Below are 15,216 nucleotides of genomic sequence, written 5' to 3'. Positions count from 1 at the left end.
GCCGCAGTACCAGCTGATTTCCCCCCAGGCTTGCATCCTCGCAGGAAAGGGCAAGAGCACCACGTCCGCAACAAAAGATCCTGCGAGCGTGCACTTTCTCAAGCCTACGAACACAGAAGCTGCGACCGGTTGTCAGTCAACCATGTTCTGCGCGTGCACAACAGTCGAAATACGTTAAGAATTTGCTACCGAATATCACCGGCTTCGACCCGCCGCAGTCGGCCGCCACCCCGTGCCGCCACTTCCGCCAGCCGATGCGTATCATCAAAACTGCAGGTAACGGCAGTTTCGAACTGTCGGGACACCCGAACGCCGATCCCGGAGAGTCACGTGAACGCAGCCTCCCGCATTCCTGATCCCGACGCGGCGCCGAGCGAAACCTACGGACAGATGCTCCTCGGTCGCGTCGTCGCCGGCGTGAGCGGGAACGAAGATCCACTGACGTTCACCGCTCAACTACCCGCTCGCAGCGCCCGGTTCACCGAATGGCCGGAGTGGTTGCACCCCAGCGTGGTCCGTTCCCTGAACGAGCACAGTGTGACCGCTCCGTGGATCCACCAGCGCACAGCCGCAGACCTTGCACACAGCGGAAACCATGTTGTGGTCGCCACCGGCACCGCCTCGGGAAAGTCACTGGCATACCAACTCCCCGTCCTGACCGCGATGGCTTCGGACCCTCTTGCCACCGCGCTCTACCTCTCCCCCACCAAAGCTCTCGGCAGCGACCAACTACGGGCAGTGCTGTCCCTCACCGACTTCGACGCCGAACTGCGGGGAACCAATCCGAGCGCGTACGACGGGGACACGTCACAGGAACTGCGCACATGGGCGCGCGAAAACTCCCGTTGGCTGTTCACGAACCCCGACATGCTGCACATCTCACTGCTCCGCACCCATCAACGCTGGGCGCACTTCTTCCGCAATCTGAAATACGTGATCGTGGACGAATGCCACTCCTACCGTGGTGTCTTCGGATCAAATGTCGCCCTCATCATTCGCCGACTCCGACGCATCGCGGCCCGATACGGCGCCGAGCCCACGTTCATCCTGGCCAGCGCCACCACCGCGGACCCCGGAACAGCGGCTTCCCGGTTGATCGGGGCGCATTGCACCGAGGTCACCGACGACGGATCACCCCACGGGCCGCGAACCGTCGCACTCTGGGAGCCTCCACTCGTGCCGGCACTCACCGGCGAGAACGGCAGTCCAGTCCGTCGCCCCGCCGGTGCCGAGGCCGCCCGGATCATGGCGGATCTGATGATCGAAGGCGCACGCACCCTCACCTTCGTACGCTCACGCCGCGGCGCGGAACTGACCGCCATGACCACCAAACGGCTACTCGCAGAAGTCGACACCGATCTGGCCGAACGAGTCGCCTCGTACCGCGCGGGATACCTCGCCGAAGACCGCCGCGAACTGGAAGCAGCACTTGCGGACGGCACTCTGCTTGGTGCGGCAACGACTAACGCGCTCGAACTGGGCGTGGACATCGCAGGGCTCGATGCCGTTGTCGTAGCGGGTTTCCCGGGGACCGTTGCCTCGTTCTGGCAACAGGCCGGACGCTCCGGTCGACGCGGCGAGGGGTCGCTGGTGGTCCTGATCGCCCGAGACGATCCCCTCGACACCTACCTTGTTCACCATCCTTCGGCCATCCTCGAGAAACCCGTCGAGGCAACCGTGACGGACCCCGGAAATCCCTACATCCTGGGACCACAATTGCTCTGCGCAGCAATGGAACTCCCGCTCTCCGACGCCGAGGTCGCCTCGTTCGGAGCCATCGACGTCCTCACCAAGCTCGCCGAAGAAGGGAAGATCCGGCGGCGCACCCACGGTTGGTTCATCACGGCAGACGCCAACCCCCACGGATCGCTGGACATCCGCGGCGGTATCGGCACCCAAGTAGCAATAGTCGACGGCGAATCCGGGCGGATGCTGGGAACCGTCGACACCGGACGGGCACCCGCCACCGTCCACCCCGGTGCGGTCCACATTCACCAGGGCGATGCGTACGTGGTGGACGAACTCGACCTCGAAGTCGGTCTGGCACTGGTCCACGCGGAAAATCCGGACTGGACCACCTCGGCGCGCGAAACCACCGAGATCATCATCACCGAACAACTCGAGCACAAGAATTACGGCGACATCACCGTCGCACTCGTGCGCGTCGAAGTGACCCATCAGGTTGTCGGGTACCTCCGACGCCTCAACTCCGGCGAAGTCCTCGATTCCATCGAATTGGATATGCCCGCACATACGCTCGAGACCAGGGCCGTGATGTACACGGTCACACCGGAACTGCTCGAATCCGTCGGCGTCTCGCCCGAGCGGTTCCCCGGGGCGCTGCATGCGGCAGAGCATGCAGCTATCGGCCTCCTGCCACTGGTCGCCATCTGCGACCGAGGCGACATCGGCGGAGTGTCGACGGCAATCCACGCCGACACCGGTCTGCCCACCGTGTTCGTCTACGACGGCCACGCCGGTGGCGCGGGATTTGCCGACCGGGGGCACAGTGAACTCTCGCGCTGGCTTTCCGCAACCCGCGACGCAATTACCTCGTGCGAGTGCGCCAACGGTTGCCCGTCATGCGTCTACTCCCCCAAGTGCGGCAACGGAAACGATCCACTCGACAAGGACGGCGCCGTGAAGATCCTGACGGCCGTCATCGACACCATCAGCTGACTAGTCGACCGGGCCAGCGCGCGCCGACGCCTCCGCATCGCCGATACCGAAGCGGGACAACAATACCGGCGCCCGCACCTGGACAATGACATCCCAGTCCTCGACAGTGCACTCCGCGAGCACTGTTCGCATCCGCGTCGCAACGTCGATTGCCGCGGCGCAGCCTGCCTCCGCGCCGCGCTCGAGCGCTCCGGCCCCCGCCAAGGCCGAGAGATCCGCAGACGACTGAGCGGTGTGACGCGCGGTGACCGCCGAACCCACGTGCAGCAGCCCACCCGTCACCGCGACGATCCCTGCCAGCGCAATACACGAAAACACTGTTGCGATACCGTCGTCCGCCTGCAGAGTCATCAGTCCGCTCCGGGTTCCACGGCTGCGACTGCTTCTGCGGTGATGTCCAACATCGGCAGCAAAACACTGTCGGCGCTCACCACCGCCACGGCAAATCCGTCCACGATCTGCACGGAAATCCGGGCGTCGGATGGTGCGATTCGGCGCGACGTGGTGACCGCGTTGTCCCCATCACCGCGGGCAGTCAATCTCGCCGCCTCACGAGCAGCATCCACACACCGAACCTGCATCGTCACCGCCAGAACCGCGCCGACGCACAGCACCACCACAGTGATCATCGAGGCGAGCGCAATTGCTGCCTCGACCGTGACTGCACCGTCATCAGCCTCGCGGATGCTCCTCGTGGACAACATCACACAGCTGTCTTGAGCGCTTTGTCGATAATTCCGGTGAGCGCCGTGACAATGGAATCGCCGGTGACCACCGAATAGAGAACCGCTCCGAATGCCGCGGCGGCAATGGTCCCGATTGCATATTCTGCCGTGGACATTCCGTCGTCCTCGGCGACGAGCAACGTCAACCTCGCTGACAACTTTCCCATCATTCCGAACATCGTTTTCCCCTCCTGTAAGACCACGACAGTTGTTCTGCCGCGGAAGAATCGTGGTTCTTCTCAGATAAGCCCGTCGCCGAGTACCGACGAAGCCAATCCGACCACCACCGGCACTATCCCCAGCGCGAGAAACGCAGGCAGGAAACAGAGTCCGAGCGGACCACTGATCAGCACGCCCGCGCGTTCGGCGGACGCGGCAGCAACATCCTCCGCGTCATCTCGACGGCGTTCTGCAAGTTCCGCCATCGAGACGGACAGCGACGTCCCCGACCGTGACGACCGGCGCGCCAGTCGGGCCAGTGATTCGGTGTCGGGATCCAACGCAGCTTCACCCCAGGCCACATCCGGATCGGCGCCAAGGGTGAGCAGATCCGATACACGCCGCAAAGTGTCATCCATCGGCGCCGGCGCCGTAGCGGCAACAGCCCCCACTGCTTCGGCAACCGGCAAACCGCCACGAAGGCATGCAGCTAGAAGGTCGAAACTTGCTGCGACTGCCAGAGGATCGCCGGCCGATGGCTCATCCGGCAGAACTGTATCCACGGCACTTCTGTCGAGCATTGTTGCCATGCGTGGCAGTGACATTCGCGTGTCCGGAACTATCCATAACGACAGCGCGATCGTCACTACTCCCAGCCAGATCACGAGGTAACCTTCGACGTGATCTTGTCGGTCCAGAGGAGGCCGAGAGCTACCAACCCCGTTCCGACTACCAGCATCACTCCGCCGGCGCCACCCCCGAACAGCACCTGCAACGGCGCCGCCCCCATCAGCTCACCCAATCCGATGCCGAGGACCGGTAACCCTGCAAGCACCGTCGCGGTAGCTCGCGCGCCGGCCAGTCCGGCTTCGGTGCGCTGACGGAAACGGTTGCGACCCAACATATCCGTCCGCACAGCTCCCAAAAGTTCGGCCAGCGCCAGACCGTATCGTTCAGCGACAGACCACGCTGACGCAACACGCACCAACTCCCTGTCGACGAGCGAACCACCGGATCGGAATGCATCGGCTGCACTGCCACCCAACCGAGCTCGCGCCGAACCGCGACGGAATACTTCCCCCACAGCGCCCGAGCACTCCTCACCGGCAATGGAACACGCGGACGCCGGGTGCGCACCGATCCGCAACTCTGCAATCAGGACCTCCAATCCGGCAAGTAGCAACGCCAGTTCCGAGTCCCTTGCCAACGATGCCTTCTTCCGCCGAGCACGAAAGAGCGCAGTTCCCACTGCAATCGCGGCAGCGACCAATGCAGAGATACCTCCGAACAACGCACCCAGTACCAGTGGCAGTGCAGCGACAATCAGCGTCCACGGCACGGTGAATGATGCCTTCCCCCGCGAATCTGCGAATTCGAGGAGCCTGGAACGCGAATTCACCGTCGGAGCAACCATCACCGACAGCGCGCACAGCAGCAACGTGGCGCTCATGCCGGCAGCCCGTCCCGATCACTGCGCCCATCCCGATCACGGAGGCGCAGCATTCTTTCGAGTTGATCGCGCCCCGGACCCGCAGCCGGCCAGGCCTGGTTGATGTGTACGAATCCGTCTGCGGCGCGGTTGATGACCCCGATCTGCTCGAGTCGCCGAGAACCGTCGGCGGAGCGGTGCACGTGCAGAACCACCTGGACTGCGGCTGCAAGTTGACTGTGCAACGCATGTCGATCCATTCCGCCCAACGCGGCCAACGCCTCCAACCGCGCCGGCACTTCCTCGGGTGAATTCGCGTGGATGGTGCCTGCCCCGCCGTCATGACCCGTGTTCAGGGCCGTCAGAAGGTCGATGACCTCGGCTCCCCGCACTTCGCCCACAACAATGCGGTCGGGTCGCATGCGCAACGCCTGTCGCACTAGATCACGTACCGCTACCTCGCCGACGCCCTCCACATTCGGCGCGCGTGCGACCAGTCGAACCACATGCGGATGCGGCGGAGCCAACTCGGCCGCATCCTCGACGCAGATGATCCGTTCCCTGGGGTCTACCGCACCGAGCGCAGCCGACAGCAATGTCGTTTTCCCCGCACCGGTGCCACCGATCACAAGAAAAGCCAAACGGCACATGATGATTCGATCAAGCAGCGCACGTGCCTCCGGTTCGATCGCTCCGCGAGCGCACAATGCGTCAAGGCCTTGCGTCGCAGGTCTGAGCACCCGTAGCGACAAGCAGGTTCCCCCTTGTGCGACCGGCGCGAGAACAGCGTGCAATCGGACACCGAAATGCCCGTCGCCGACTCCGCGTAACCGGCCGTCGACCCACGGCTGTGCGTCGTCAAGTCGCCTTCCGGACGACAAGGCCAAACGCGCAGCAAGGCGTCGCACCGCTGCCTCGTCCGCAAATTTCACGCTCGTTCGTTCCAGTCCCACCCCACGATCGACCCACACCTGGTCCGGAGCAGTCACCAGAACGTCCGCGACTCCTGGTTCATGCAACAAAGACTCGAGCGGCCCGGCGCCGGTCAGCTCGGTCTGGAGAATTCGCACGACCTCGAGCAGATCTGTATCACCGAGCACTCCGGCGGACTCAGCCCGAACGGCGTCGGCGACCGTCGCCGCTGTCGGCTCAGCGGCCGTCGACGCCGCCAACCGATCACGGACCCGATCGAGCAGTTCCGCCGTGACCAGACCACTCATGCTGCAACACTCCAGGAACGTGATCCAGCCGCGAGTCCGTCCAGCACCGCGTCCGCTCCGAGGGTCAGCGCGCACTTGCGTCGTAATTCCAGCCCGCCGCGTTCGAGCATCGACCCGAGCGAGCGGTGTCCCCGGACAACTGCGATCAACGGCAACCCGAGCATGGTCGCAACATCGGCCCCGCGCAGACCACCCGGAGCCGGTCCGCGCACCAACAACCCGATATTCGAATTATGTTGCGCCGCCCACATTCCCACCTTCTCCGCAGCGACGCAGGCTGCCACCGTCGCGGGAACAACCATCACGACGGCATCCGAACCCTCCAATACGGCCTCACCCTCCAGTCCTCGACAACCGGAAACATCGCACACGACAAGACCGCCGGATCGTCGGCCGGCGTCGAGCACCGCCCCGAGCGCAGTGACCGAAGGACCACCGATCTCCCCGCGGCTGCACGAGAGCACCCGCAGGTGCTGCCCGCGAGCGGGCAGAGCATCACGAAGCGCATCCGCCGACAAACGCCCACCCTCAACCGTCAACGCCGCCCATCGCAACCCTGGAACATTTTCGACACCGAGCACGACGTCCGCGCCGCAACCAAGTGCGTCGACGTCGACAAGCATCGTCGGGATGCGACGGGCGGCGGACGCCAAGGCGATCGCCGCTGCGCTTACCGAGGCACCAGCTCCACCACACGCGCCGACAACGGCAACAACTGTGCCCTCGCCACGGCTCACCGAGTGCTCGGCTAACACTGCAACCAGCGCATTCTCGTCCGCCGGCAGAGTGAATACCGCCTGGGCGCCGATCGAGGTCGCGTATTTCCACTCGTCGAGCGTCGGTTCGGACTCACCGACAAGGAAGACGCGTGAACGCCTCGGGTTGCGGCTCGAGCACGCCTTCGCGTGTGCAATGTCCAGCACCACCGCGGATGCCCTGTTCCATTGTTGGCGCGACACCGGTTGTGGCCCCTCGTCCGCCGACTGATCAACGGCAGCCACGACGCGCCGCACGCTGGCAAGAACCAGCGGATCTTCGACCAACACAAGGACATCCGCGTCGACATGCCCTGATTCCCCTGAAGCATTCGAGTTCATGAGCATGAGCCTGAGCGTTGTCGCCGGTAAAGAACAGATACCCGAATCGAGCTGTGGACAACTCGGGTTCTGTGGATAACTCTCACTTGACGAAGCCGAGTTGATGTACCCGAGAAAGTGGACAACCCCCGCCTGGGGGGAGGCGGGGGTTGTCTTGTCTGTTCAGCCCCGGGGGGTTGGGCTGAACACAGTCCGAGCAAGTCGAACTGCCGTAATCCTACACTGCAAATGTCCGGGAAATGCAAGCCTGAACAGCAGCGATTCGTAAGTGTCGCCGTTCATTTCCCGGTTGTGGTGACGCAACCGAACCGACTGTCGGACTATCCTCGGTAGCTGTGACCGACAAGCTTGGGAATGGACTGACAACCGGGCGGACTGCCGCTTTCTTCGACCTCGACAAAACCGTCATAGCCAAATCCAGCACGTTGGCTTTCAGCAGGCCGTTCTTCGCGCAAGGATTGATCAACCGGCGCTCGGTTCTCAAGAGCAGCTACGCGCAGTTCCTGTTCCTGCTCTCGGGCGCCGATCACGATCAGATGGAGCGCTTGCGCGCACACATCACCGCGATGTGTGCCGGCTGGGATGTGGAACAGGTCAAGTCGATCGTCGCGGAGACTCTGCACGACATTGTCGACCCCCTCGTCTACGCCGAGGCCGCCGATTTGATCGCCGACCACAAGGTGCGCGGCCACGATGTCATCGTGGTGTCCGCGTCGGGCGAGGAGATCGTCGCTCCGATCGCCCGCGCACTGGGAGCAACACACTCGGTCGCGACGTCGATGAAGGAAGAGGACGGGCACTACACGGGCGAGGTCGACTTCTACTGCTACGGCCCCGGCAAAGTGGAAGCCATGGAAAAACTCGCAGCCGAGTACGGATACGACCTCTCCGCGAGTTACGCCTATTCCGACTCGATCACCGACTTGCCGATGCTCGAGGCCGTCGGGCATCCGAGTGCCGTCAACCCCGACCGCGCGCTCCGCAAGGCAGCAGCCGGAAATGGTTGGCCCATACTGACTTTCTCGAATCCGGTCTCGCTTCGCGCTCGGCTGTCAGCACAGTCGGGCACCGCTGTGGCGACTACTGCAGCGCTCGGAATCGGAGCTGTGACAGCCGGTGTTGTGACGTTTGCACTACTTCGCCGAAAACGGTGAAACTTCAAGCACACAAACAAAAATTGATACTTGCTGTGAGCCGCAACACAGGGTACAAAGGAGTTACGGAAGAACGGAAGGCCAGGAACGGCTCAGAAGAGAAGGACCGTTTCCCCAACCCGGATTCCCAGCACGGGCACTAGGGCACCCACGCGGAGCACAAGCCACTATAAGGGCAGAAGTGTTGTGGGCCTGCGAGATTCGTTCAATTTGAGCGAGGACTCCGCACAAGTTGCGGGGACGACCTCAAAATGGCGATCCCTCGCCGAGGCCATCCACACAACCCACCGAGCACGCTTGGTAACGAGTAGTCCGTGCTAACGGGCGGCGAAGTCGATAATCGGCAGCGCCGCCCGTTTTGTGTGTGGAACGAGCCCGATGTGGTACCAGCCCGATGTGGGTTAGCTCGGACTCGCGGCGTCGGCAATCGACGTTGCCTCGCGAGCACCAGCTTCAAGCGCGCCGCAACACAGAATTACCCAACTCCCGACGCCTTCCGGACGACCGGAAGCAAATCCCGCGGCTCCATCGGCGTACGCCTGCGGCCTACGCAGCCAACTGACCTCAGGGACGCCGAGGTTGTGGGGATCCAAACCGGACGAGACTGCGACGAGTCGGGACGCGGCGCGCGCCACAATGCCGTCGGCGGTACCGAACGGACTCAGTGCCAACAATTCGCCGTGCACGACTGCCGCAAGAACCGGAGCCGGCGCCGACGTTCCACCCGTCACCAGTTGGGCGAGAGCGTCGAGACGCTCGCCGACGCCCGGATCCATGCGAGGTCGTCCCAGTTCGTCAGGATCCTCGACCAGATCTGCCGCCGCCAGTAGGTGCAACCTGGCCAAAGCCTGCAGCGGCGCCCGTTTCCACGTGGACTCCATCAGTGGCAGACCGTCACCGTCCAGCGCCTGCGCAACCCGCAGGGCGCCGGCAAGAATCGGATCACCGGCCATCCCCTCTGCCGGCAGCTCCGTCGACCCTCCCGCCAAAGACGCCGATGCCCGAGCGGCGCGGACTGCAGCTTCGGCAGCCGTCGTCGGCCATCCGCGGCGGTTGGTTTTGTGCCGATGCACCTCACCGAGTGCGTCGCGCGCGTGATCAGCGGCGGCGCGTACGCCTGGAAGATCGACGAGGGGCTGCAAGGGGTCCGTCACGATCAACGACGGTACCCTTGCAGCCCCTCTGTGGACTTGCCTACCTACCTGTTGCGTCAGCTTCCCAGCTTGATGGACCCACCGGGAATCGCGTCGAGCAACTTGCGTGTGTAGTCCTGCTGCGGATTGCCGAACACGTCGTCGATCGGCGCCGATTCGACGATCGAGCCACGCGACATCACCAACACGTTGTCCGCGATCTGACGGACCACGGCCAGGTCGTGCGTGATGAAGAGGTACGTCAACCCGAACTCTGCCTGCAGGTCGTTGAGCAGGGTCAAGATCTGATCCTGTACGAGCACGTCGAGAGCGGACACCGCCTCGTCGCAGATCACGACCTCCGGCTGCAAGGCCAACGCTCGCGCAATTGCGACGCGCTGACGCTGTCCACCGGACAGCTCGTTCGGGAACCGTCGCATGACCGACTGGGGCAGACCGACCTTGTCGAGAAGTTCGCGGACGCGAGCCTCACGCTCGGCTTTGGTCCCGACCTTGTGGGTACGCAGCGGCTCTTCGATCGTGCGGTAGATCGAGTACATCGGGTCGAGCGTGCCGTAAGGGTTCTGGAAGATCGGCTGCACTCGGCGACGGAACGCAAAAGTTTCCTTCGCACCGAGTTCGGACACGTCCTGACCGTCGAAGACCACGTTGCCTGCAGTGGGCTCGAGCAAACCGAGAACCATCTGCGCGACCGTCGACTTACCGGAACCCGATTCGCCGACGATCGCCGTGGTGGTTCCGCGGCGGACCTTGAAGGACACGTCGTTCACAGCTGTGAAGTCGGTGGTCTTGCGGAAACCCTTGCGCAGCTTGAACACCTTGGTCAGATGATCGACAACAAGAACGTCGTCGGTCGCCTTGCCGAAGGACTCTGCCGTACTTTCCTCGGCCTTGACCGCTTCGGCGACCTCTTCCGCCTGTTCCCGAATCTCGGCGCGGGCCACCGACGAACTGAGCCGCTTCGACGCCAACGACGGCGCAGCAGCGACCAGCTTCTGCGTGTACGGGTGTTGCGGTCGCTTCAGAATCTCCAGTGCCGGACCGGATTCGACGATGCGACCCTTGCTCATCACGATCAGGTGCTCGGCACGCTCGGCGGCCAACCCCAGATCGTGGGTGATGAGCAGAACGGCGGTGCCGAGTTCCGTTGTCAGACCGTCGAGGTGGTCGAGAATCTGACGCTGAACCGTGACGTCGAGCGCCGACGTCGGCTCGTCCGCGATCAGGAGTTTCGGACGAGCTGACAATCCGATCGCGATGAGCGCACGCTGACGCATACCGCCCGAGAACTCGTGGGGGTACTGCCCCAGCCGGCTCTCGGCGTCAGCGAGACCTGCCTCCTCGAGCAACTCCGCGGCGCGAACCTTGGCTGCCTTGCCCTTGGCGATCCCGTTGGCGGCCAGTGCTTCCTCGATCTGGAAGCCCACTTTCCACACCGGGTTCAGATTCGACATCGGGTCCTGCGGAACCAAACCGATCTGGCTGCCCCGGATGTGGACGAAGTCCTTCTCCGAGACCTTCGAGATGTCCTTGCCGTCGAAGATGATCTCGCCTGCCGTCACCTTGCCGGTGCCGGGAAGCAGATTGATGATCGAGTGCGCGGTAGTGGACTTACCCGAACCCGATTCGCCGACGATGGCGACCGTCTGACCCGGATAGACAGTCAGGCTGACGCCTCGAACTGCCGGAACCGGACCGGAATTGGACTGGAACGACACCTCGAGATCACGAATCTCGAGCAGCGGAGTTTCCTCCGAGGTGAGAGTTTCCTTGGTGGTCATCGTGCTCACCGCTTCCGCGACTTGGGATCGAGGGCGTCGCGCAGCGCGTCACCCATCATGATGAATCCGAGGACGGTGATCGCCAAAGCCGTTGCCGGGTAGAACAGAATGGTCGATCCCTGACGCAGCGTCACCTGAGCGTTGCTGATGTCACCGCCCCACGAAACCTCGGTGGACGGGAGCCCGATACCGAGGAAGGACAGCGTCGCCTCGGCAACGATGTACGTGCCGAGCGAGATGGTGGCCACCACGATGATGGGAGCCAACGAGTTCGGGATGACGTGGCGAATCAGGGTCTTGAGCTTCGAGACACCCAACGCTTCCGAAGCCATGACGTAATCGTTGTTCTTCGCCGAAATCACCGCACCACGAGCAATTCTTGCCATCTGCGGCCAGCCGAAGAGCGCCAGGACGCCGACGACGGTCCAGATGGTGCGATCGGTGAACAGCTGCATCAGAACGATGGCAGCGAGGATCAGCGGGATACCGAAGAAGATGTCGGCGACACGGGAGAGAATCGAATCGGTCCAGCCCCCGTAGAACCCGGACAGTGCACCGAAGATCACTCCGATCACCAGCACCGACGCCGTGACGCCGACGCCCACGAGTACGGATGCGCGAGCACCGTAGATGGTGCGCGAGTAGACGTCACAGCCCTGACGATCGAAACCGAACCAGTGCCCTGAGGTCGGCCCCTGCATGCTGTAGGTCAGATCGCAGAACCGCGGATCGGTGCTCGTGAACAAGCTCGGAAACGCTGCGATGACGATGACCGCGAGGATGATGATCGTCGAGATGATGAACAGGGGACGCTTGCGCAGATCGCGCCACGCGTCGGTCCACATGCTTGTCGGCGCCTGATCGAGCTTGACGGCGTCCGTCTCCCCCGGTGCCGCAACTTCGGGCGGTGCCACGAAATGACTTTGCCGGACTGCACGTCCGGTCTTCACGGTCTCAGACATAGCGGATCCTCGGATCGAGCGCGGCGTACAAGAGGTCGACGAGCAGATTCGCGATCAGGTAGATCACGATCAGGATGGTGACAAACGAAACCACCGTCGGCGCTTCACCTCTGGTCACCGCCTGGTAGATCGTGCCGCCGACGCCGTTGATGTTGAAGATGCCCTCGGTGACGATGGCGCCGCCCATCAACGTCGCGAGGTCGGCACCCAGGAAGGTGACCACGGGGATCAGCGAGTTGCGCAACACGTGCACGCGAACCACTCGTCCGCGGGAAAGTCCCTTGGCGGTGGCTGTTCGCACGTAGTCGGCACTCAGGTTCTCCGCCACGGACGTTCGGGTAAGTCGCAGTACGTAGGCAAACGAGACCGAACCCAGAACCAGGGCGGGGAGCAGGAGATTCTTGAAGCTGGTGTTGCCACCGACCGTCGGCGGGACGATGCCCCATTTGACGCCGATGAAGAACTGAGCCAGGAAGCCGATCACGAAGATCGGGATGGCGATGAGAACGAGGCTGAACAGCAGGACGGTGCTGTCGAAGAATCCGCCCTTACGCAGGCCGGCGATGAGGCCGAAGCCGACACCGAAGACCGTCTCGACGATCAGTGCCATGAAGGCAAGTTTCATCGTGATCGGAAATGCCTGTGCCAGAACTTCACTGACAGGCCGTCCGGAGAACGACGTGCCGAAGTCCAGCGTGAAGATGCCCTTCAAGTACAGCAGGTACTGCTGATAGAAGGGGAGATCGAGGTGGTAGCGCTCCCGAAGCTGCTGTGCAACAGCCGGACTGAGCGCCTTGTCGCCCGCCAACGCGGCAATCGGATCACCGGGAAGCAAGAAGACCATGGCGTAGATCAGAAGAGTGGCCCCGAGAAAAACCGGGATCATTTGAAGCACTCGGCGACCGATGTACCAGAGCATCGGATCACCTCCTTGTCGATGATCGTGTCCGTCAGCGGACAATCCGACGTGAACACGAGTTCGGGGCGGCAGGCAGAGCGCCTGCCACCCCGAACTCACGTTTCAGATGCGAATCGTTCTACGCGTCAGTTCTTTTCGATGTCTTCGTAGACCGGAATACCATTCCAGCTGATGGTGACGTTGGAGACGTTCTCCGACCATCCACTGGCTGCGTTGCGGTACCACGTCGGAACTGCAGGCAGGTCCTTGAGCAGGACTTCCTGAGCCTGGTCGAGCAGTTCCTGAGCCTTCGCCTGATCGGTCTGGCCGGCCGATTCGCGCAGGAGGCGGTCGAACTCGGGGTTGGAGTAGTCACCGTCGTTGGAGCTGCCACCGGTCTGGTAGTTCTGCGCCAGGAAGCCGTACTGCTGCGGGTAGTCACCCTGCCAGCCGGCACGGAATGCACTCTGGATGGTGCGGTTGGTGGCTTCGGTACGGATCTGAGCAAAGGTGGGGTACTGCTTGCCCTTTGCGTCGATGCCGAGGATGTTGCGGATGCTGTTCGACGTGGCGTCGACCCATTCCTGGTGTCCACCATCGGAGTTGTACGCGATCTCGAAGCTGCCCGACCACGGAGCAATTGCATCGGCCTTCGCCCAAGCAGCCTTGGCTGCCTCGGGATCGAACTTCACGTTGCCGTTTCCGGTCAGCGAGTCGTTCCAACCCTCGATTGCGGGACTGGTGAAGTCGAGCGCAGGCGTCCTGGTCTTGTTGTAGATCTGCTGCGTGATCTGATCGCGGTTGATCGCCATCGAGATCGCCTGACGGCGGAGCATGCCCTCTTCGCCGCTGAAGTGCGGCAGGCGCCCCGGGATCGTGACCAATTCGATGGTTGCCGACGGCTGGTTGACCGTGCGTCCGGGCAGGTCCGACTCGAAGGTCGTGACCGCGCTCGGCGGAACCTGGTCGAGAACATCGACATTGTTGGCCAGGAGATCGGTGTACGCCGTGTCGAGGCTGTTGTACATGATGAAGTCGACGCCGGCGTTCTTCGGCTTGCGGTTGCCGTTGTAATCCGGGTTCACGACCGTGTCGATACGGACGTTGTGCTGCCACGCACCCGTTCCGTCGAGCTTGTACGGACCGTTACCGATCGGATTCTCACCGAACGCGGTCATGTCCTGGTAAGCGACCTCAGGCAGCGGGTAGTACGCCGAGTGGCCGAGGCGGTCGGGGAACGCCGATTCGGGCTGCTTGAGTTCGATCGTGAAGGTGGAGTCGTCCACTACCTTCAGACCCGACATCGTCTGCGCCGTCGGGACCTCGGCTGCAACTTCGTCGAAGCCCTTGATCGGATCGAAGAACGAAGCCTGAATCTGAGCATTGGTGGAGAGAGCGCCGTAGTTCCACGCGTCGACGAACGACTTCGCGGTGACCGGGGTGCCGTCGGTGAAGGTCCAGCCCTCCTTGAGCTTGACGGTGAAGTTCTGACCATCCGTACTGTCGATGGACTCGGCCACCTCGTTCTCCGTGCCACCAGCGGCGGTGTACGAAACGAGGCCGGCAAATACGGCGTCGACGACGCGGCCGCCCATGTTCTCGCCCGTGTTCGTAGGGATCAACGGGTTCTGGGGCTCGCCCGCCCAGGCGTTGACGACCCCGCTGGACGATCCGCCCGACGAATCGTCGGACGAACATGCCGTGATCAGCACTGCCGTCATTCCGAGCGCGACCGCACCGGTCGCTATGCGTGAGATACGCAAAGGAGTTCCTTCCACATCTAATAGACCCCGAGCATGCTCGTGGCCTGCCGACAGCCGTAACTGCCGGCGTCGTGTCGCCTACAACTGAAGATGAACGTAACTTCGAGTTGCGGTCGAATAATGGTTTGACAATAGACACATCAACCTCGAAGTGCGCACCGCACCCATTGTTGGAAATTTGGGGGTAATTCAATT

Annotated in this window: 14 protein-coding genes; 2 read left to right on the top strand and 12 right to left on the bottom strand. The window is 62.8% G+C overall.

Annotation, left to right across the window (positions count from 1 at the left end):
• The first annotated feature begins 390 nt into the window (after positions 1-390).
• Positions 391-2,679, top strand: a complete 2,289-nt coding sequence (locus tag KYT97_RS22135; RefSeq protein WP_219113085.1) for a DEAD/DEAH box helicase — start codon at positions 391-393, stop codon at positions 2,677-2,679.
• Here the strand turns inward: KYT97_RS22135 and KYT97_RS22130 are convergent, their stop codons facing one another.
• The 7 genes from KYT97_RS22130 to ssd all read right to left on the bottom strand — a co-directional run bounded on the left by KYT97_RS22130 (position 2,680) and on the right by ssd (position 7,309).
• The gene (locus KYT97_RS22130) at positions 2,680-3,030 is read right to left on the bottom strand and encodes an Rv3654c family TadE-like protein (RefSeq protein WP_033235952.1); all 351 of its coding nucleotides are present in this window, start codon (positions 3,028-3,030) and stop codon (positions 2,680-2,682) included.
• Complete coding sequence (locus tag KYT97_RS22125) at positions 3,030-3,383, bottom strand: TadE family type IV pilus minor pilin (RefSeq protein ID WP_033235951.1); 354 nt, start codon at positions 3,381-3,383, stop codon at positions 3,030-3,032. The genes KYT97_RS22130 and KYT97_RS22125 overlap by 1 nt, the downstream gene beginning before the upstream one ends.
• The gene (locus tag KYT97_RS22120; protein WP_033235950.1) at positions 3,383-3,583 is read right to left on the bottom strand and encodes a DUF4244 domain-containing protein; all 201 of its coding nucleotides are present in this window, start codon (positions 3,581-3,583) and stop codon (positions 3,383-3,385) included. Before KYT97_RS22120 ends, KYT97_RS22125 begins: the two co-directional genes overlap by 1 nt.
• Before the next feature lie 60 nt (positions 3,584-3,643).
• Entirely contained in the window at positions 3,644-4,153 is a 510-nt protein-coding gene (locus KYT97_RS22115) for a type II secretion system F family protein (RefSeq protein WP_245006178.1), read from the bottom strand.
• A 71-nt stretch (positions 4,154-4,224) separates the two neighbouring features.
• Positions 4,225-5,013: a type II secretion system F family protein gene (locus KYT97_RS22110; RefSeq protein ID WP_219110679.1), complete on the bottom strand. Its 789-nt coding sequence runs from the start codon at positions 5,011-5,013 to the stop codon at positions 4,225-4,227.
• The gene (locus tag KYT97_RS22105) at positions 5,010-6,212 is read right to left on the bottom strand and encodes a TadA family conjugal transfer-associated ATPase (protein ID WP_219110678.1); all 1,203 of its coding nucleotides are present in this window, start codon (positions 6,210-6,212) and stop codon (positions 5,010-5,012) included. The genes KYT97_RS22110 and KYT97_RS22105 overlap by 4 nt, the downstream gene beginning before the upstream one ends.
• Complete coding sequence (ssd, locus tag KYT97_RS22100) at positions 6,209-7,309, bottom strand: septum site-determining protein Ssd (RefSeq protein ID WP_092805963.1); 1,101 nt, start codon at positions 7,307-7,309, stop codon at positions 6,209-6,211. Before ssd ends, KYT97_RS22105 begins: the two co-directional genes overlap by 4 nt.
• Positions 7,310-7,644: 335 nt before the next feature.
• Between ssd and KYT97_RS22095 the strand changes: the two genes are divergently transcribed.
• Entirely contained in the window at positions 7,645-8,463 is an 819-nt protein-coding gene (locus KYT97_RS22095) for an HAD-IB family hydrolase (protein WP_033235947.1), read from the top strand.
• Positions 8,464-8,864: 401 nt separating this feature from the next.
• On the opposite strand, the gene KYT97_RS22090 is transcribed toward KYT97_RS22095, so the two are convergent.
• From KYT97_RS22090 to KYT97_RS22070, 5 genes are all read right to left on the bottom strand, one after another.
• Entirely contained in the window at positions 8,865-9,617 is a 753-nt protein-coding gene (locus tag KYT97_RS22090; RefSeq protein WP_033235946.1) for a Fic family protein, read from the bottom strand.
• Between the two features lie 56 nt (positions 9,618-9,673).
• Positions 9,674-11,398, bottom strand: coding sequence for a dipeptide ABC transporter ATP-binding protein (locus tag KYT97_RS22085; RefSeq protein ID WP_106939760.1), 1,725 nt, complete (start codon positions 11,396-11,398; stop codon positions 9,674-9,676).
• Between the two features lie 5 nt (positions 11,399-11,403).
• On the bottom strand, positions 11,404-12,360 hold the full coding sequence (locus tag KYT97_RS22080) for an ABC transporter permease (RefSeq protein WP_019746638.1): 957 nt from the start codon (positions 12,358-12,360) through the stop codon (positions 11,404-11,406).
• A complete protein-coding gene (locus KYT97_RS22075) occupies positions 12,353-13,279 on the bottom strand; it encodes an ABC transporter permease (protein ID WP_033235977.1) in 927 nt (308 codons plus the stop codon). The genes KYT97_RS22080 and KYT97_RS22075 overlap by 8 nt, the downstream gene beginning before the upstream one ends.
• A gap of 125 nt (positions 13,280-13,404) precedes the next feature.
• The gene (locus KYT97_RS22070) at positions 13,405-15,021 is read right to left on the bottom strand and encodes a peptide ABC transporter substrate-binding protein (protein WP_219110677.1); all 1,617 of its coding nucleotides are present in this window, start codon (positions 15,019-15,021) and stop codon (positions 13,405-13,407) included.
• Positions 15,022-15,216: the final 195 nt, after the last annotated feature.

It is taken from the genome of Rhodococcus globerulus (assembly GCF_019334125.1).
GTDB lineage: Bacteria > Actinomycetota > Actinomycetes > Mycobacteriales > Mycobacteriaceae > Rhodococcus_F > Rhodococcus_F globerula.
The sequence above is the reverse complement of the archived record's forward strand: the minus strand, read 5'-3'. Positions and strand labels throughout refer to the sequence as shown.